Source organism: Arthrobacter rhizophilus (genome assembly GCF_026241105.1).
In the GTDB taxonomy this organism is placed as follows: domain Bacteria; phylum Actinomycetota; class Actinomycetes; order Actinomycetales; family Micrococcaceae; genus Arthrobacter.
Map to the genome: position 1 here is coordinate 1 of NZ_JAPFFT010000024.1, position 18532 is coordinate 18532.

The window sequence follows — 18532 nt, forward strand, 5'->3', positions numbered from 1 at the left end:
TACTCCAGCCGAGCGTTTACGTGATTTACTACTAACCACCTAACCAACAGGTGTTGCAACGACCCCTAGAATCCAAGAGCGACGTCGAGGGTCCCTTTCGTGGTGGCCATTCATAATGGCTGAGGTGACGCGGCCGGCGGCTACCCCTCGGGCGCGACCATGCGTTCGTCGTCGTCAATCTTCAGGGCACGCATCTTGCGGTAAAGCGTGGTGCGGCCAATACCCAGGATCTCTGCGGCGCGCGACTTGTTTCCGTCGGCTTCCGCCAGGGCGGCCACGATGGCACTGCGCTCGGACTGCTCGTAGCGGCTCAGCGAGGACCAGGACGTCTGGCGCATGGGGACCGGCAGGTCCTTGGTCTGGATCAGGCCGTTGCCGGCCGAACGCTGCAGATCAGCGAGGAGCCGCGACAGTTCGGCCACGTTGCCGGGCCAGCGCCATGCCAGCAGACATTGAAGGGCCGCGGGGGAGAACCGTGGAGCCGGAGTTCCCGGGAACAGCTCGGCGGAGACCTCGCGCACGATATCGGGCAGCTCACCCCGCTGTTCCGTGAGCGGTGGCAGGCCTACGGGCGAAGGAAGCCCATCGGTACCGAGGTCGCTCCTGGATGTACTGCTGGCGCGTTCGGTGAGGATGATGCGCGCACCAGGGTGGACGCCAGGGCGGTCAAGCTTTGCGAATTCGGTGAGGCGGCCGAGCACCTCACCGGCGGGATTGCTTCCTCCCACGACGACGATCCCGCTGCCTTCGCGCAACGCGTCCTCCATCCCCGCCCAGGCCGGGCCATCCGCGGTGAGGTCGCCGACAGCGAAGGTCCTGGGCTCATGCCCGGTGCGCTGCCGCAGCCATTTTGAAGCCTGGTACCGCTTGCCGGCGCCGGGGCCGCCTGTCACACGGATCAGTCCATCGGCGGCGGCCGCAGCGGTGAGCTGCTGTTGGACCGTGCTGTACGGGGTGGTCCGGGCATGCCGGGAGGACAGGCCATCCAACACGTCGCGGAGAGCAGGTGTGGCCGCCCGTGCCGTGCCGGGGTGCCGGTTATGGACGACGGCGACTCCACCCTCGGCAACCGGGCTGGCGGGCTCCATGAACTCCAGCGCGAAGATCGCTTCCTGGCCCGCACGGCCGAGGCGCCGCACCATCGCTTCGGTTCCCAGCACGGGGAGTTCTAGTTGCAGTTTGTCCTGATCCCAATGGTGCAGGCGCAGCATTTCCCACAGGTAGGCGTGAGACTCCGCGTCAAAGTGGGCGAGAGCGGGCAAGTCGGTCATAACGGTTTCGGAGTTCATGACCAGGACCGGGTGCTTGGAGGACCGGAACTGCCGGTAGGTTCGGGCGAGCTCCAGGTTCCGGGAATCGGCCATCAGCTCAAGCGCTTCGGCAATCTGATAGCCGGCCTGCCGGGCCATGGACACCATCAGGGGACTGGCGGCATCGACGTGGGACGCAATAGAGAGCGAACCCACGATCCGGCCCGTGATGGGGTGCTTGATGGGAGCACCGGCGCACGCCAGCCGGGACAGGGCGTCGTTGAAGTGTTCGTTGCCACGGACAAAGACGACGCCGCGGCCCTCGATGGGGGTGCCGAGTCCGTTCGTGCCCAAGGCTTGTTCCGAAAAGACGAAACCCTCCGCAGCATTGGCGCCGTCCAAGGTGCGCTCATCCTGGGCATCGATAATTCGCCGGGACACGATCCGGCCGTCCTCGTCGGCGAGGAAAAGGGCCATCCGCGTGTCCGTGAGGTTGTTTTGCCATTGGTCCAGGATCCTGCCGGCGGCGCGAAGGATGGTGCTGTCCGGATCGATCTCACCGAGAATGTGGGGACCGGTGGCGGGATTGACGTGGTGCGAGACCGAGCGCCGCCAGCTCTGCTCGATCTCCTCGGCCACCAGGGACGCGGGAACGGAAGCCCGGACAAGGCCCTCAGTGATCAGCCGCTCGCGGGCTTGCCGGACCGCGTCCTCGCGGTGTGACTTGTCTATCACTTTTCCATTCTCAAGCAGTCAGCACGATGCGTCCAGCGATGCCGCCTGCAGCCAGATCGTCCAGGGCGCGGGACACCCCGGCCGCCGACAGGGTCCGTTCGGCTACGGGGATGTGCGGCAGTTCCCCGGCTCGCGCGATTTTCACCAGATCCCGGAGTTGCGAGAGTGTCCCCACAAAGCTTCCTTCGATCCGGATCATGCGCAGGGCCAGCATCGCGGTGGGGATGGTGACTTCGCCGCCGAAGAGCCCTACCTGAATCATGGTTCCTGCCTTGGCAAGGACATCGAAGGCGGCTGTGGCCGTGACACCGTTGTTAACGAAGTCGACGACGGCGCTCGCAGGCCCGCCAGCGGCGCTGCGGATAGCGTCCGCGCCACTCTCCTTTCCGGAGAGGACTGTGCTCGTGGCGCCCATATCGCGGGCCAGGGCGAGGTTGCGTTCGGCGACGTCCACCGCGCAGATGTTCCGGTGGCCGCGCGCCCTGAGGATCGCGATGGCGGTGAGGCCCAGTCCGCCTGCACCAAAAATGACCACGGGCTCGTCCGGTTCGAGGGGGAGTACCTTGTCCACGGCGCTGTGGGCCGTGAGGCCGGAGCAAGCCAGGGTGGCCGCCCAGCTCGGGTCAATGCCGTCAATGTCCACGAGGTACTTCTCATCGGGGACAGCGATGTACTCGGCGTAGCCGCCATGGCGGGCCACCCCCAGGTTCTGGCCGGCGGCACAGCGGTTGTCCTGGCCTTCCCGGCATTGGCGGCATTCCCCGCAGCCGATCCAGGGGTAGATCAGCCGCAGGTCGCCTTCACGAACGGAGGTCACGTCCGCGCCCACTTCCTCGACGACACCGACCACCTCATGGCCGAGGACCATCGGGTACTGGATGCCCCGGTCCTTCATGCTCATATGCCCGCGGCTGCCGAGGTCGTATCCACCTTCACGCAGGTGCGTATCGGTGTGGCATACGCCGGCCCGCACAACTTTCAGGAGGACCTGGCGGCCCTCGGGGCTTGGCGTCGGAAGGTCCAGGTCATGGATCGTGGTGTCATCGGGGAGGACGGCGAAGGCATGCATGGAAGAGCACCTCGTTCAGTATGGATCATCAGAATATCCCTTCATCATGACCGACGATTTGAGAAGCTTCCAATACCAAATCCAGCGCAGATTGATGCTTCGATTGCATCAATCTGCCGCCTGGCCAGCCAGTGTTTCACATTGGAACACATGTGGGATGGAACACAGACCTACCTTTGGAGTAATCACCGTGGCGGCCATCACATGCGCCGAATACGGAGGAACAAGGACAAGTCAAAGGAGACTCCCATGAGCACCAATGTTGCCGAACAGCCCATCGTCAGTACTGCCGACGTCGAGAACCAGGACGTGCTGCGTGCCCTTTACGCCGACTGGGCGGAAATCATGGCCACCACGCCGGACCTGACCATGCGCCTGTTCCGGTCCATCTTCGACGAGTGGCACCAGCCGACGGTTGAGCCTGAGGGCGTAACGTACCGCGAGGACACCGTCGGAGGAGTCCCGGGCATCTGGTGCCTGCCCGAAGGTGCGGACAAGACCAAGGTCCTGCTCTACACGCACGGCGGCGGATTCGCCGTCGGCTCGGCTTCGAGCCACCGCAAGCTGGCCGGCCACGTCGCCAAGGAGCTTGGCTCCGTCAGCTTTGTCCTCGATTACCGCCGCGCCCCCGAGTTCCAGCACCCGGCCCAGGTCGAAGACGGCGTAGCCGCCTTCGACGCACTGGTGGCCGCCGGCATAGCCGCTCAGGACATCACCACCATCGGCGACTCGGCCGGCGGCAACCTTGCCATCGCCATTGCCCTCTCCCTCAAAGAGCAGGGCAAGCAGGCCCCGGGCCACGTCATCGCGTTCTCCCCGTGGCTCGACATGGAAAACAAGGGTCAAACCCTTGTCACCAACAATGACACTGACGCCCTCATTACCCCCGAACTGCTCGAAGGCATGATCGCCGGCGTCCTCGGCGGCACCGTTGACCCCACAACGCCTCTGGCCAACCCCCTGTACGGCGACTTCGCCGGCTTCCCGCGCCTCTACATAACAGCCGGCAGCGTGGAATCCCTCCTGGACAACGCCACCCGCCTGCAGGAGCGCGCCGCAGCAGCAGGCGTGGACGTCACGCTGTCGATTGGTGCGGGCCAGCAGCACGTCTACCCGTTCTTGGCCGGGCGCTCCGCCCTCGTCGCCGGGGAGTTCGCGAAGCTCGCCACCTGGTACCGGAAGTAGCCCTGGCAACACTGCGCAACGCTTCCATCACGTCCCCACTTACCTCTTAATCCCCTGCATCAGAACGACAAAGGAGTTCGCCATGACTGCACAGAACACTTTTCAGACCGTCGACGCCGTGGTGATCGGCGCCGGCTTCGGCGGCATCTACGCCGTCCACAAACTGCACAATGAGCAGGGCCTCACCGTCGTCGGCTTTGACAAGGCCGGCGGCCCCGGCGGCACCTGGTACTGGAATCGCTACCCGGGAGCCCTCTCGGACACGGAAAGCCACGTCTACCGTTTCTCCTTCGACAAGGACCTCCTCCGGGACGGCACCTGGAAGCACACCTACGTGACCCAGCCCGAGATCCTTGAATACCTCGAGGACGTCGTGGACCGCTTCGACCTGCGCCGCCACTTCCGCTTCGGCACCGAAGTGAAATCAGCGGTCTACCTCGAAGATGAAGCCCTGTGGGAAGTCACCACGGACACAGGTGAGGTGTACCGGGCTACCTACGTAGTGAACGCCGTCGGGCTCCTTTCCGCCATCAACCTCCCGAAACTGCCCGGCATGGACACTTTCGAGGGCGAGATCATCCACACCGCCGCATGGCCGGAGGGCAAGGACCTCGCAGGCCGCCGCGTCGGCGTCATCGGCACCGGATCCACCGGCCAGCAGGTCATTACGGCGCTGGCACCTGAGGTCGAACACCTGACCGTCTTCGTCCGCACCCCGCAGTACTCCGTTCCGGTGGGCAAACGCCCCGTGACCACGCAGCAGATCGACGAGGTCAAGGCCAAGTACGAGCAGATCTGGAAGCAGGTCAAGGGTTCCGGCGTGGCCTTCGGCTTCGAGGAAAGCACCGTTCCCGCGATGAGCGTCTCGGAAGAAGAGCGCCGTCGCGTTTATGAGAAGGCCTGGGAATACGGCGGAGGCTTCCGTTTTATGTTCGAAACCTTCGCCGACATCGCCACGGACGAGGAAGCCAACGAGACTGCAGCGTCCTTCATCCGTAACAAGATCGGCGAGATCATCGAGGACCCGGAGACGGCCCGCAAACTGACGCCGACCGGCCTGTTCGCCCGTCGCCCGCTGTGCGATGACGGCTACTTCCAGGTCTTCAACCGGTCAAACGTGGAAGCAGTGGCCATTAAGGAGAACCCCATCCGCGAAATCGCCCCAAAGGGTGTGGTGACTGAGGACGGCGTCCTGCACGAACTCGACGTGCTGGTCTTCGCCACGGGCTTCGACGCCGTGGACGGCAACTACCGGCGCATGGAAATCCTGGGACGCAATGGCCTGAACATCAATGACCATTGGGACGGCCAGCCCACCAGCTACCTCGGAGTCGCCACGGCGAACTTCCCCAACTGGTTCATGGTCCTCGGACCGAACGGCCCGTTCACGAACCTGCCGCCGAGCATTGAGACCCAGGTTGAGTGGATCAGCGACACGATCAAGTACGCCGAGCACAACGGCGTCCGCGCGATCGAACCCACCCCCGAGGCAGAACTCGAATGGACCGAACTCTGCACCACGATTGCCAACATGACGGTGTTCACCAAGGTGGAATCCTGGATCTTCGGCGCCAACATCCCCGGAAAGAAGCCGAGCGTATTGTTCTACCTCGGCGGCTTGGGCAACTACCGCGGCGTCTTGACCGACGTCACGGACAACGGATACCGCGGCTTCGAACTGAAGACGCCCGCCACAGTCCCTGCCTGACGCACCAATCACGCTGAGGCCCCGGGATGCCCATCGAACTGATGGGCATCCCGGCAACCCGTCTTCACATCAGAGCCTTCACCACAGAGGAGAACCACCCATGGGTGTGTACAAGACCATCGACCCGGCAACCGGCGAAGCGTCCGCACAGTACGCGGAGATTTCCGACGCTGAACTGGATGATCTCATCGCCCGCAGCGCTGCTGCCTACCGCTCCTGGCGCACCACGCCACTGGAGCAGCGCCGCGCCGTCCTTGCTCGGGCGGCCGAACTGCACCGCGAGCAGGCCGAAGAGCTGGCCAAGCTCCTCACCCTGGAAATGGGCAAGCCGATCGCGCAGGCCAGGGGAGAGGTGGAACTTGTCGCGTCGATCTACCAGCACTACGCCGACAACCTGGAGGAGTACCTGGCAGATGAATCCCTCCCATTCAAGGGGTCCGGTACGGCTGTTGTCCGCACCGAATCGATAGGACCACTCGTCGGGGTCATGCCATGGAACTACCCGTACTACCAGGTGGCGCGGTTCGCCGCCCCGAACATCGCCTTGGGCAACACGATCATCCTCAAGCATGCCCGGAACTGCCCGCAGTCCGCCCTCGCGATTGAGCGGATCCTGGACGAGGCCGGATTACCGGCCGGTGTATACCTCAACGCGTTCATCTCCTCCGCCCAGGTGGCAGCCGCTGTTGCTGACCGGCGCGTGCAGGGCGTGTCGCTCACCGGGTCCGAGAAGGCCGGTTCAGCCGTCGGCGAGGTCGCTGGCCGGAATCTGAAAAAGTGCGTCCTGGAACTCGGCGGATCCGACCCGTTCATTGTGCTCGACGATGCCGACATCGACGCCGCGGCAGCCGCCGCAGTCATCGGCCGGCTCTCCAACGGCGGCCAGGCCTGCACGGCATCAAAGCGATTCATCGTGGCGGACAGCGTGTGCGAGGAATTCCTTCAAAAGTTCCTCGACGCGATGGCTCCCTGGCAGGCCGGGGACCCCACCGATTCCGGGACCAAGCTCGGACCACTGGCATCTGCCGCAGGAGTCGAGGAACTGGACGAGCTTGTACAAGACGCAGTCTCCCGCGGCGCAGAACTCCTGCTCGGTGGCGAACGCCCTGACGGCCCCGGCGCCTATTATCCGGCCACAGTCCTCGCAGGCGTCACGCCCGAAATGCGCGCCTTCACCGAGGAACTGTTCGGCCCGGTCGCCGTCGTCTACCGCGTCGGCTCCGTACAGGAAGCAATCGATTTGGCCAACAACTCACCATTCGGCCTCTCCTCCAGCGTGTTCACATCCGACGCGACAAACGCGGACCGATTGGCCGAGGAGCTTGAGGTCGGCATGGTCTGGATCAACAGCACCAGCAAGAGCTCACCGGACCTGCCGTTCGGCGGCGTCAAGGGCTCGGGCTTCGGGCGGGAACTGGCCCGGTATGGCTTCAATGAGTTCGCCAACAAGAAGCTGGTCCGGAACCCGGGAGTTCGATGAGTTACGGATGCGTCATGCTGCCGTCTGCCTGCAGCATGACGCATTTGGTTAAGCAGGGTGAGGTTCCTTTGTGAATGCGGGGAAGAGGGCAGCGACAAGCCGTCCGCCGAACCCTTCGTCCATGGAGGAGCCGCTGAGGAACAAACGGTAGTAGATGGGGCCGAGCAAGAGGTCGGTGACCAATTCCGGGTCCAGTCCGTCCCTCAGCTCTCCTAAGGCAATACCGCGTTCCACGAGGGCAGTGACCTCCTCCACGCGTTGGCTCACCACCCTCTCCCGGTACGTTCGGGCAAGCTCAACGTCGGCGGCAACTTCTGAGACCAAGCCCTGCATGATCCGCCCCAGGAGCGTGTTGGACATGAGGTCCACCGTCCGGTCGACCAGCCGGGTCAGTTCAGTCTGCGTGTCCCGGGCGTACGGCCGGGTGCTCACATCACCCAGCATGTCCAGCAGAACAGCCAGGGCCAGATCATTCCGCGACCGGTACCGGCGGTAGATGGTGGTCTTCGCGACGCCGGACCGTTCTGCAACGCGTTCCATGGTCAGGCTGCCGAACCCCGACTGTGCCAGGAGTTCCCGGGTGGCCTCCAGGACCACCTTCTCCGTCCGGGCACGGCGCTTTTGGTGCCCTGATACCGCGTCCTCTGATAAACCGTGCTCAATACCGCGTGAGGGGCTCATTGGGATACCGCCTTCCATTTCTCTGCCGTTGAATGCTATTATTGCAACGCAACGTAGCGTTTTGCAAACCTCAACTTCGACCAACCAGAAGGGCACCACCATGGCCACAGATCGATACCAGCGCGGGCTTGACCGCATGATGGAACTCGTCTCCACGGAACACTCCAACACGTTCGACCACGCCAAGCTGGTGGAGTCCTACCATGCGCTGGACGCGGAGCTGGCGGACTACATTGTTTCCTTCGCCTTCGGGGACATCTACTCTCGCGACAGCCTGACCCAGCAGGAACAGACCATGGTGACCATTTCCACACTGGCCGCACTGGGCACCGAGGTCCAACTGAAGCTGCATATCAACGTTGGATTCAACGTAGGCCTCACGAAGGATAAGATCGTCGGTTCCCTGATCCAGTGCATCCCCTACATCGGATTCCCCCGCGTACTCAATGGCCTGACCCTCGTCAAAGAGGTTATGGCAGAACGCGGCATGACTCCCGAACCCACTACCGACTGAGGCCTGACCCCCGGTTCTCCTGCGCCTCGACGCCCAACCACCACGACAAAAGGACCTAATCATGAGCAAGAAAATCGGTTTCGTAGGACTCGGAACCATGGGACTTCCCATGGCAGTCAACCTGAATAAGGCCGGCTTCGAAGTGATCGGGTACGACGCCTTCGAGGGATCCCGCCAGAAGGCCATTGCAGCGGGAATCACCATCGCCGAAACCCTGAAGGACGTCGCCCAACAGGCGGACGACGCGATCGTGTCCATGGTCCGTGACTACGCCCAGAACGTCGACGTCATCTTGGGCGAAGACGGGCTCCTGTCCGCCAACTCCAAGAACCTGACTATCATCGTCATGAGCACCCTCGACCCCGACACGATGAACGAACTGGGCCAGCAAGTCGAGGAACACGGCGACGTGAGGCTCATCGCCGCCGCCGTCAGCGGGGGTTCGACCGGCGCCGAGGCCGGCACCCTGTCGATCATGACCTCCGGGGCCGAGGACCGCGTGACGGCCGCCCGCCCGTACTTCGACGCTGTAGGATCCAACGTCTTCTACTACGGCAGCAAGCCCGGGAATAGCCAGGCCGCGAAGCTGGTCAACAACCTCATCTTGGGCATCAACATGAACGCAATCGCCGAAGGACTCAAATTCGGCGCCCAATACAACCTGCCGCAGGACGAGCTGCTGAACCTGTTCCAGGTCAGCACCGGCGACAGCTGGGTCGCCCGGAACTGGGACTCAGTCTCGGAATGGACCGCGGACACCGCCCTGGCGGTGCTGCTTAAGGACCTCAAGGCCGCCCACCTCAAGGGCCTCGAGCACCACGTGGCCATGCCCTTCAATGCCCTGTCCTCCACCCAGCTGTTCGACTCCATGGGAAAGAACAAACCGTAGACCGACGACAGGGGCTACACGGCGCTGGCGAAAGTTGGCTTTGAGGGCATGCGACGGCCGTCTAATTCAGCTCCAGTCGAAGAAGCCCTTGCCGCTTTTGCGGCCCAGTTCGCCGCGGGCCACTTTGTCGCGCAGGATCTGCGGGGGAGCAAACCGCTCACCGAGAGTTTCATGGAGATATTCGGCAATGCTCAGGCGGACGTCCAGGCCCACGATGTCTGTGGTGCGCAGCGGGCCCGTGGGGTGCTTGTAACCGAGGACCATGGCATTGTCGATGTCCTCAGCCGAGGCGACGCCTTCCTCGACCATGCGCATTGCTTCCAACGCGATTGCTACGCCCAGCCGCGAGGACGCGAAGCCCGGGGCGTCATTGACCACCACGGCGGTCTTTCCGAGTCCCTGGACGCAGTTCCGCGCCTGCTCGATGAGTTCAGGGCGCGTCTGCTTGCCGATCACCACCTCGATCAAGGTCGAAGCAGGAACCGGGTTGAAGAAGTGCAGACCGATGAAGTCCTGGGGCCGCGCCAGTTCCTCGGCCAACCCGGAGACGGAGAGCGAGGAGGTGTTCGAGGCCAGCACGGTCCCCGGTGGGAGCTGCTCCTCGACCCGGCGGAGCGCAGCGACCTTCAGGGCCCAGTCCTCCGGTACGGCTTCCACCACGAGTTGGCGGTCGCCGAAGTCTGCGTAGTCTACGGAAACGGTCAGGCGGGAGAGCATCTCGTCGAGGTTGCCGCTTTGGGTGTCGCGCTCGATGGACTTCTCTGCGGAGGCCTCGACCCGCTCCCGTCCTGCCTGTGCGGAGGTTTCGTCGCGTTCGACCACCACCACGTCTGCTCCCTTGACGAGGAAGGCGTGGGCGATGCCCGCACCCATCCGGCCGCCGCCGAGGACGCCAACGCGCGCCGGGACTCCGGCTGGCATTACTGTGTTGCTCATTTACTTCTTCTTCCTGTCGAGGAACGCCTGCATGCGGTCGAACTTGGCCTGGGATTCGAAGAGCATCCCCTGGGCCAGGGTGTCGATGACGGGATGGACTTCCCGCGGGGCGTGAAACACGGATTTGGAGATGCGGACCGCCAGCGGATCCTGTGCCGCGATGGAGTCGGCCAAGGCGTGCGCCGCGTCCAACAGCGTTTGCGGATCCACGAGTTCGGTGATCAGCCCTACCGCGAGGCACTCTTCGCCCGTGAGGACTTTGCCGGCGAGCAGGATCTGCTTGGCAACCGGTTCCCCGACGAGTTCCTTCAGCCGCCAGGTGGCGCCGGCCGCGGCCAGGATGCCCAGGTTGGTTTCGGGATTGCCCATCCGCAGTGCGGGGGTGCCGATGCGTAAGTCAGCCGCATATGCCAGCTCTGCCCCGCCGCCGAGCGTAAAGCCGTCCAGCGCCGCGATGACGGGCATGGGCAGTTTCGCGATCCGGTCGAAGACCCTGGAGTTGATCCCGGCCAGGGCATCGTCGCGGCGCCGTTCGCGCAGCTGCGCGATGTCCGCTCCGGAGGCGAAGACGGCTTTGGTTCCGGCCTCCGGATCGTCGGGGGTGCCGGAGAGGATCAGGATCTTCGGTGTGCGCTCCAGGTGTGCGCAGACGGCGTGCAGCTCGTCCACCATTGCCTGGTCGATCGCGTTCCTGACCTCGGGTCGGTGCAGCCGGACCGCCAGCCGGTCCTCCCGCTCCTGAACCAGCAGCGTGACGAAACTTGAGGCGTCAAGGCGCGTGCCGGCGTCGTACATTACCGCTGTCATCAGATGCCTTCCAGCAGCAGTGCGGTGCCTTGTCCGACCCCGACGCACATGGTGGCGAGGCCGAGCTTGCGGCCTTGCGCGGCTTCGCGCTCGAGGCGGCCGAGCAGCGTGATGACGAGGCGGGACCCGGAGGAACCGAGCGGGTGGCCGAGGGCTATCGCTCCGCCGTCGTTGTTCACGATTTCGGGATCGAGCTTCAGCTCGCGCATGCACGCCAGGGCCTGCGACGCGAATGCCTCGTTAAGTTCGACGGCGGCGAGGTCGCCTACCCCGATGCCCGCGCGGGCGAGGACTTTGCGGGTGGCCGGGACAGGACCGATGCCCATGATCTCCTGGGCGACGCCGGCGGACGCGCCGTCGAGGATACGGGCGCGGGGAGCGAGGCCATACTTTTGAACGGCGGCCTCGGACGCGACAATGATCGCCGAGGCGCCGTCGTTGAGAGTGGAGGAGTTGCCGGCGGTGACCACGCCGCCGCCCTTGACCACCGGGCGCAGGCCGGCAAGCACGTCCACGGATGTTCCGGGGCGCGGGCCTTCGTCGGTGTCGACGACGGTTTCGACGCCCTTGCGGCCCCTGACGGTGACGGGGACGATCTCGCCGGCAAATCGACGGGCCCCGATCGCGGCGAGGGCGCGCTCGTGGGACCGGACAGCAAACTCGTCGCAGTCCTCACGGGAGATGTTGAAGAAGCGGGCCACTTCCTCCGCGGTTTCAGGCATGGAATAGGTGGCTTTGCCATCGCGCGAGAGTTCCCCGGACAGGAAGGCAGGGTTGGGGAAGCGCCAGCCGATCGAGGTGTCAAAGACGGCACCGGGCTTGGCGAAGGGCTTGTCCGGCTTTTCCATCATCCATGGGGCGCGGGACATGGACTCGACGCCGCCTGCGACCACGATGTCCGCGGCCCCGGCCTTGACCATGTGCGAGGCCATGATGATGGCGCTCAGTCCGGAGGCGCAGAGTCGGTTGACGGTGATGCCGGGAACGGTGTCCGGGAAACCGGCGAGCAACCACGCCATGCGGGCGACGTTGCGGTTCTCCTCGCCGGCGCCGTTGGCGTTGCCGAGGATCACCTCGTCCACGAGGGCAGGGTCGATTCCGGCGCGTTCGACGGCGGCCCGCACCGTGAGTGCGGCCAGATCGTCAGGCCGGACGGAGCTCAGGGCGCCGCCGTAGCGCCCGACGGGCGTACGTGCGCCGCCGATGAGGAATGCTTCGGGCATGGAAACTCCTTGGTGGTTTGGTGTGGGGGAGGCTGTGGAGACAGGTCAGCGGAAGGCCGAAATACCTGTGATGTCGCGGCCTACCAGCAATGCCTGGATGGAGTCCGTGCCTTCGTAGGTGGACACAACCTCCATGTCCGTCATATGGCGGGCCACGTGGTTTTCGAGCAGCAGGCCGTTACCGGCGAGGAGTTCACGTGCCTCGTTGCAGATCCATTTGCCCTTCTGCGACGTGGACATTTTGACCATGGATGCCATGGCGTTCGTCAACAGGCCCTGATCGGCCAGTTCCGCCATGCGGCTGCACATCAGCTGCATCGCCGTCAGCTCGCTGAGCATGTTGGCCAGGCGGTGTTGGACCAGTTGGTAGCCGGCAATAGGGTTGCCGAACTGCTCCCGTTTCGCGGCGTAGTCCACGGCGATCTCAAAGCAGGCCATCGCGTGGCCCACGGCTTCCCAGGCGGCGCCGCCTCGGGTTGCCTGGAGAACGCGGGAGACGTCGGCGAAGGACCTGCAGTTCTCCAGCCGGTTGCTCTCCGCGATCCGCATGTTCTCAATGACAATGTCGGCCTGCAAGATGGCGCGCTTGCCGATCTTGCCGGTGATAACGGTGGGGTTGTAGCCGTCCGGGTGGTTGCCTTCCGCGTCTTTTTCGACGACGAAGGCGTTGACTTTGCCGTCCTGAGTGTTGCGGGCAAACAGCACGATGACGTCGGCCGCGTGACCGTTGCCGATCCAGCGTTTGTGGCCGTTGATCAACCACGTGTCGCCGTCGCGGGTAGCGCTGGTTTCCAGGGCCACCGAGTCGGACCCGTGGTCTGGCTCGGTCAAGGCGAAAGCGCCGGTTTTCGTGAGCTTGGCCATATCGGGGAGCCAGCGCTGCCGCTGTTCGTCGTTCCCAAGCATGTTCAGCGCACCCATGCACAGGTTGGAGTGCACTCCGAGGAACGTGTTGATGCTTCCGTCGGCCCGAGCCATCTCCCGCGCAACCATGCCCGCGGCCTTCCGGCTCATTCCCGGACAGCCGTAGCCCTTGATGAACGTCCCGATGATGCCGAGTTCAGCCAGTGGAGGGAGCAGTTCTTCGGGGAACTCCGCCCTTTCCCAGTATTCGTTGATGATGGGCAGGACCCGCTGTTCGGCGAATTCGCGGACCTTGTCGCGGATTGCCGTCTCCTCGGCGGTGAGCTGATCGTCAAGGCGGAAGTAGTCAGAGGTCGCGGCGGCGCGGGGGGCTGCTGTGATGGTCATGATGAGTCCTTTGATGGTCCGTGGACGGATGTTGGTTGCTTGCGGGGTGGCTCCTGCGGGGAGGGCTAGCGCTATGGCGCCGGGTGCAGCCACTCGAGGATGTCACCGCGGTCGGCGTCGATGCCGGGCGGCACAAGGTCATAGCTGGCGGGCGTCGCCGAGAAGCTGATCGGGTTGCGGACTCCGGGGATGGATTCTTCCCCGGTTCCCACTTTCACTACCGGTTCGAGGCCGAGGCGCCGCGCGAAGTCGATTCCGCCGCGGACGTCGTTGATCGGCGCACATGGCAGCCGTGCCTCGGTGAAGATGTCGAACCATTCGGTAGCGGTCCGGGTGGCCAGCAGGTCCTGCAGGATGGGGCGCAGCACAGCACGGTTGACGCTTCGGTCCGGGGGAGTGGCGAATCTGGGGTCGTTGGCCAGTTCCGGTGCACTAACCACTTCGCAGAGGGTCCGGAACTGCCGGTCGTTGCCGATGGCCAGCACGATCTCGCCATCTGCGGTGGGGAGCGGCTCGTAGGGATAGATGCTGGGGTGTTCATTGCCCATGCGGGTGGGAACGTTCCCGCTGAGCAGGAAGCCGGCCGTCTGATTAACCATGCCGGACAGGGCCGAGGACATAAGGTTCACCTCAACGCGCTGCCCCCGGCCACTCTGGCTGCGTTCGTGCAGCGCGGAGAGCACGCCGACTGCGGCATGGAGTCCGGTTATGACATCGAACACCGCGACACCGGAGCGGTATCCGGGGAACTCCGGGTCACCGGTGAGGCTCATCAGGCCGGACATCGCCTGGACGAGCAGATCGTAGCCGGGCAGCGCAGCGCCTCCGGCGGAGCCGAATCCCGTAATGGACGCGTAGACCACGCCGGGATTGTGTTCCACGATGGACGTGTAGTCCAAGCCGAAGCGGTCAAGCCCACCGGGTTTGAAGTTCTCGATGACGACATCGGCGCTCGCGGCAATGGTGCGAGCGGTTTCAATATCGCCGGCGTCGCCGAAGTCCAACGCGATGGACCGCTTGTTGCGGTTGATCGAGAGGTAGTACGTGGATTGGCCTTCGAAGACCGGTGGTTTCCATGCGCGGGTTTCATCCCCTGACGGGCTCTCGACCTTGATGACGGTGGCGCCCATGTCCGCCAAAAGCATGGTGCAGTAGGGTCCGGCCAGCACGCGGCTGAAGTCGGCAATGACGATCCCCGCCAGAGGCCCGCTGGCATCGCGACCGAAGGCGTCCCGGCGCGCGCCTGCCGGTTGGCGGTCTTGGGCAGCCCCCGGCGCGAGGGGAGCTACGTTGCTCTGCAGTTTCATGGGTCCTTTTCCATAGGGGGATCTTTTTCACTATCCCACCGGCCATTACACGGAGTCCAATACTTATTGGGTGTCGCATTATTGCGATTTCTGAAATAATGTCGTTCATGGAGATTCAACAATTGCGGGTGTTCCTCGCCGTGGCGGAGGAACTGCACTTTGGGCGGGCGGCCGAGCGGCTGCACCTGGCGCAGCCGCCGGTGAGCCGGATCGTGCGACAGCTGGAGCGCGACCTCGGTACCGATCTCTTCATCCGGAGCACACGGAGTGTCCAGTTGACCGCGGCCGGAGCGGCACTGGTGGCGCCGGCCCAGGAGATCCTCGCTGCAACGGACCGTGCCAAGGCCAGTGCGCTGGCCGCCGGTCGCGGGGAAGTGGGGACAGTCAAGCTCGCCTATGCCGGTGCATCAACCCACGTATTGGTGGGAGTGCTCGCCAGGGAGGTCCGGAGGGCGTACCCGGGGATTGAAGTCCGCCTTTACAGCCAGGACTTCGCGCTCCCCGCGCTTGCCCGGGTTCTGCGTGGCGAAGTGGACGTCAGCCTCGGCCGATGGGACTTTGTTCCTGCGGGTATCCAGTCCCGCATCATCGTGGAGGAGCACCTCGTCATGGCGGTGCCGGCATCCCACCGGCTCGCCTCGCAAGAGGAGGTGCACGTGGCGGATCTTGCGGGAGAGCCGTTCGTGGCATTGCCCCCACACGAAGGTTCGGTACTAGGTGATCGGCTGCGCAGGCTCAGCCTGGGCGCCGGGTTCGATCCCGACATTGTGCAGCGGGCACCGGATTCGTGGACCGCGATGGCGTTGGTCGGGGCCGAAGTGGGATGCTCGCTGACGGTCTCCTCCGTCGCGGCGAATGTGACGGATCCGCATGTGCATTTCCTAAGGGTGCTCGACGAGACCCTGCCGGTGTATCTCCGGATGGCATGGCGCGGGGACTCGGACAACCCGGCCCTCCCGCCGGTTCTCTCGCTCGCCGAACGCGTCTGGCCTGACCATGCCCAGGAAGCAGTCTCGCTGGCATGAAACAGCAGCTGGAACGGATGCACACGGAAGGTCGCCGGCGCCGCGCTGCCCAGCCCGGACCTTGATGGAGCGGAACAACTTGAATATCCACAGAACTCGTTGAATCCGGAGTGGGCCTGCGGAGAGTGGTGCGTCAGTGTTGGACACCTGTGTGCCGGAGCTCGCGTACCCGGGGTTTGATTTCGACATAGTAGATCGAACCCGCACCTGGGGCGAGGTACCGGTGGGTCTGGTGGCGGACTGGCCGATATTCACGGCCGAAAGGGTCCCGCACCGTGGCCTGTTCAAGGTGGTCCAGCCCCGCGAGGAGCCCATTGACGTCCCTCAGCGGTCGCCGGGTGCGTTTCTTCTCAGGGCCTCGCGGGTTGCCTGGCGGAGCCAGCTGAATTCCATCGGCCCGAACGGTGGGCCAAGGCAAAGGTTCCTGTCCTTATCCAGGGTGAGGCGGGGTGCCCGAGCGGCCCTTACAGCTGCGTCGTGCCGGGGCCAAACAAGACTGGCCAATCCAGTCGGCGGCGAGGGCCCTGTTGCGTTGACTCCGCTTCATCAGCGCCGACGGTGAACGGATGCAAGGGTGTCTTTCTAGGGGACCTCCCGGGCGCGTCTGGGGAGCTACTGTCCATGCAGGCTCAGCTGCTTCGCGTGGAAGTCGAAATGTTGTGTGGCGTAGACGTAGACCTCCGCCAGCGTCATCTCTTCTGTGAAGAAGGGATCCCATCGGGTGGGGAAGGGCATGGATCGGGCCAAGGACTTTGGGGTTTCGCGTTCGAGTCGGCGGGCCAGGGCTGTGACCGTCTTTTGGAGTTTCCGGCTCATCCGGTGCCGGTTGTAGACCGTGGCGGCCGCCCGCGATCCCCAGTAGTTCACGACGTCGAACGGGCCCGTCGCGGCGTTCAGCACGGCGGCGAAGCCCTTGCCCCAGGATCTGGGCAGGCGGCTGATGAGCCGGACCAATGGCAGGAGTGCGCGGACGATCATGTATCCGAAGACCATGTGGAAAAGCAGTTCCTCGTTGGTCCAGCGGGTTCCGTCGCTCTTGCGCCGCAGTTCCGAGGTGGTCGCGTTCTCCAGCCAACCCTTCAGTTCCCGCAGCGCACGGGCGTAGTCGGCAACGGTCTGCTCCCGGAACGGGTCGACGATCTCTCCTGCGCTCATTGATACCGGTCGCCCGGCGATCCCTTCACTGCCTGTGGCTCAAGTGTCCCGCAATCGATGCCCGAAGAAACGCCGGCGGTCTTCTTCTCGAGCGCGACGGCTGCGATCTGCAGCGCCAGCCCAACCCGGCAGGGCCGGAAGTCCTGCCGGCGACCCGCGCCTGCGGGGGTGGTCCGAAGCGGGGCTTTGTGCCCTGTTCTGACAGGCCGGACTGCGTCTAGCATGCCAGTGTCGAATAGTCTGCATGGAAGGGCTTGAATGATGTCCAGCTATCCGCCTCAGAATCTTCCCCCGGGTGGAGTCCCGCTCGAGCTGCCTTACTATGGAGCTCCGCCGGTCGAAGCCGTCAAACGATTCTGGAAGAAGTACGCCGTCTTCCACGGGCGGGCTAGCCGCAGTGAGTATTGGTGGTGGGTCCTCGCCTCAGCCATCGTCTCCGGGGTCATCAACGCGGCCGGTGCGACAGGGAACGGCAGCACCGGCACCTCGACGGCCCTTGGCGGCCTGTGGTTCCTGGCGACGGTTGTACCTTCGCTCGCCTTGGCTGCGCGCCGCCTGCACGACGCGAATCTCAGTGCGGTCTTCTTGCTGCTCGCCTTGATCCCGGTACTCGGATGGATAGCGCTGCTCGTGTTTGTGCTCCTGCCGGCCAATACCAGGGGCCAGCGCTTCGACCGACTGGTGCAGGCATATCCGCCTTACCCGCCGCAGCCGTATCCGCCTCAGGCCTGAGGCTCGGGCTATGTCAAAGGATCGATCATGAAAAGGATCTTCATCACCTACGGCACGTCCGAAGGCCAGTCTGCGAAGATCGCAAACTTCATTGCCGACGTGCTGCGCGAACGCGGCCACGATGTCACTGTGCTTGACGTGAAGGAAGCGGGGAACAGGATTCCCGGTGGGTGCGACGGCGTCATCGTCGGTTCGTCCGTCCACGTGGGCAAGCACGACAGTCATGTCGTGGACTTCGTGCGCAAGAACAAGGATGTTCTCTCACGGATGCCGTCTGCGTTTTTCTCGGTCAGCCTCGCCGCCCATGGCGATCTGGCGGAGGCGGGCCAGTACATCCAACAGTTCGAAGACGAGTCGGCGTGGCAGCCGGGCAAGGTCGCACTGTTCGGGGGAGCGCTTGCCTACACGCAGTACGGCTTCATCAAACGGCACCTGATGAAGAGGATCGCGGGCAGCAAGCCCGGCAACCTCGGCACGGACATGTCTCGTGACTATGTCTATACCGAGTGGGACGGTGTAAAGCGATTCGCGGAAGACTTCGCAGCCGTATTTCCTGAAGCGGGGCAGTTGCCCTGAATCGGGGTC

General features: G+C 64.2%; 18 protein-coding genes. 8 read left to right on the forward strand and 10 right to left on the reverse strand.

The window, feature by feature from the left end; translation table 11 throughout:
* Positions 1-140: 140 nt before the first annotated feature.
* Together OOZ51_RS17360 and OOZ51_RS17365 are read right to left on the reverse strand one after the other, a co-directional pair.
* Positions 141-1985 carry a sigma-54-dependent Fis family transcriptional regulator gene (locus OOZ51_RS17360; RefSeq protein ID WP_265981023.1) on the reverse strand — a complete coding sequence of 615 codons (1845 nt, stop codon included), beginning with the start codon at positions 1983-1985 and terminating at the stop codon, positions 141-143.
* 10 nt (positions 1986-1995) lie between these two features.
* Positions 1996-3054 (reverse strand): alcohol dehydrogenase, encoded by a 1059-nt coding sequence (locus OOZ51_RS17365; RefSeq protein WP_265981024.1) that lies wholly within the window; start codon positions 3052-3054, stop codon positions 1996-1998.
* 249 nt (positions 3055-3303) lie between these two features.
* On the opposite strand from OOZ51_RS17365, the gene OOZ51_RS17370 reads away from it, so the two are divergent.
* From OOZ51_RS17370 to OOZ51_RS17380, 3 genes are all read left to right on the forward strand, one after another.
* On the forward strand, positions 3304-4239 hold the full coding sequence (locus OOZ51_RS17370; RefSeq protein WP_265981025.1) for an alpha/beta hydrolase: 936 nt from the start codon (positions 3304-3306) through the stop codon (positions 4237-4239).
* An 82-nt stretch (positions 4240-4321) separates the two neighbouring features.
* Positions 4322-5947, forward strand: coding sequence for a flavin-containing monooxygenase (locus OOZ51_RS17375; protein ID WP_265981026.1), 1626 nt, complete (start codon positions 4322-4324; stop codon positions 5945-5947).
* A gap of 100 nt (positions 5948-6047) precedes the next feature.
* A complete protein-coding gene (locus tag OOZ51_RS17380; RefSeq protein WP_265981027.1) occupies positions 6048-7427 on the forward strand; it encodes an NAD-dependent succinate-semialdehyde dehydrogenase in 1380 nt (459 codons plus the stop codon).
* 48 nt (positions 7428-7475) lie between these two features.
* Here OOZ51_RS17380 and OOZ51_RS17385 read toward each other — a convergent pair whose 3' ends face one another.
* Positions 7476-8108 carry a TetR/AcrR family transcriptional regulator gene (locus OOZ51_RS17385; RefSeq protein WP_265981028.1) on the reverse strand — a complete coding sequence of 211 codons (633 nt, stop codon included), beginning with the start codon at positions 8106-8108 and terminating at the stop codon, positions 7476-7478.
* Positions 8109-8208: 100 nt separating this feature from the next.
* Here OOZ51_RS17385 and OOZ51_RS17390 point away from each other — a divergent pair, with 100 nt between their 5' ends.
* Entirely contained in the window at positions 8209-8622 is a 414-nt protein-coding gene (locus tag OOZ51_RS17390; protein WP_265981029.1) for a carboxymuconolactone decarboxylase family protein, read from the forward strand.
* A gap of 61 nt (positions 8623-8683) precedes the next feature.
* Positions 8684-9511 carry an NAD(P)-dependent oxidoreductase gene (locus tag OOZ51_RS17395; protein ID WP_265981030.1) on the forward strand — a complete coding sequence of 276 codons (828 nt, stop codon included), beginning with the start codon at positions 8684-8686 and terminating at the stop codon, positions 9509-9511.
* Positions 9512-9577: 66 nt separating this feature from the next.
* Here the strand turns inward: OOZ51_RS17395 and OOZ51_RS17400 are convergent, their stop codons facing one another.
* The 5 genes from OOZ51_RS17400 to OOZ51_RS17420 all read right to left on the reverse strand — a co-directional run bounded on the left by OOZ51_RS17400 (position 9578) and on the right by OOZ51_RS17420 (position 15035).
* Positions 9578-10447: a 3-hydroxyacyl-CoA dehydrogenase family protein gene (locus OOZ51_RS17400; RefSeq protein WP_265981031.1), complete on the reverse strand. Its 870-nt coding sequence runs from the start codon at positions 10445-10447 to the stop codon at positions 9578-9580.
* Complete coding sequence (locus tag OOZ51_RS17405; protein ID WP_265981032.1) at positions 10448-11254, reverse strand: enoyl-CoA hydratase/isomerase family protein; 807 nt, start codon at positions 11252-11254, stop codon at positions 10448-10450.
* A complete protein-coding gene (locus tag OOZ51_RS17410) occupies positions 11254-12477 on the reverse strand; it encodes a thiolase family protein (RefSeq protein WP_265981033.1) in 1224 nt (407 codons plus the stop codon). The genes OOZ51_RS17405 and OOZ51_RS17410 overlap by 1 nt, the downstream gene beginning before the upstream one ends.
* 45 nt (positions 12478-12522) lie before the next feature.
* Positions 12523-13728, reverse strand: a complete 1206-nt coding sequence (locus OOZ51_RS17415) for an acyl-CoA dehydrogenase family protein (protein WP_265981034.1) — start codon at positions 13726-13728, stop codon at positions 12523-12525.
* Positions 13729-13799: 71 nt separating this feature from the next.
* On the reverse strand, positions 13800-15035 hold the full coding sequence (locus tag OOZ51_RS17420) for a CaiB/BaiF CoA transferase family protein (protein ID WP_265981035.1): 1236 nt from the start codon (positions 15033-15035) through the stop codon (positions 13800-13802).
* A gap of 107 nt (positions 15036-15142) precedes the next feature.
* Here OOZ51_RS17420 and OOZ51_RS17425 point away from each other — a divergent pair, with 107 nt between their 5' ends.
* Positions 15143-16060: a LysR substrate-binding domain-containing protein gene (locus OOZ51_RS17425; protein WP_265981036.1), complete on the forward strand. Its 918-nt coding sequence runs from the start codon at positions 15143-15145 to the stop codon at positions 16058-16060.
* 133 nt (positions 16061-16193) lie between these two features.
* On the opposite strand, the gene OOZ51_RS17430 is transcribed toward OOZ51_RS17425, so the two are convergent.
* Both OOZ51_RS17430 and OOZ51_RS17435 read right to left on the reverse strand, forming a co-directional pair.
* The gene (locus tag OOZ51_RS17430; RefSeq protein ID WP_265981037.1) at positions 16194-16478 is read right to left on the reverse strand and encodes a hypothetical protein; all 285 of its coding nucleotides are present in this window, start codon (positions 16476-16478) and stop codon (positions 16194-16196) included.
* Between the two features lie 194 nt (positions 16479-16672).
* Positions 16673-17215 (reverse strand): DinB family protein, encoded by a 543-nt coding sequence (locus OOZ51_RS17435; protein ID WP_265981038.1) that lies wholly within the window; start codon positions 17213-17215, stop codon positions 16673-16675.
* A 261-nt stretch (positions 17216-17476) separates the two neighbouring features.
* Between OOZ51_RS17435 and OOZ51_RS17440 the strand changes: the two genes are divergently transcribed.
* Positions 17477-17947 (forward strand): DUF805 domain-containing protein, encoded by a 471-nt coding sequence (locus tag OOZ51_RS17440; protein ID WP_265981083.1) that lies wholly within the window; start codon positions 17477-17479, stop codon positions 17945-17947.
* A gap of 27 nt (positions 17948-17974) precedes the next feature.
* Positions 17975-18523, forward strand: a complete 549-nt coding sequence (locus tag OOZ51_RS17445; RefSeq protein WP_265981039.1) for a flavodoxin domain-containing protein — start codon at positions 17975-17977, stop codon at positions 18521-18523.
* The last annotated feature ends 9 nt before the right edge of the window (positions 18524-18532 follow it).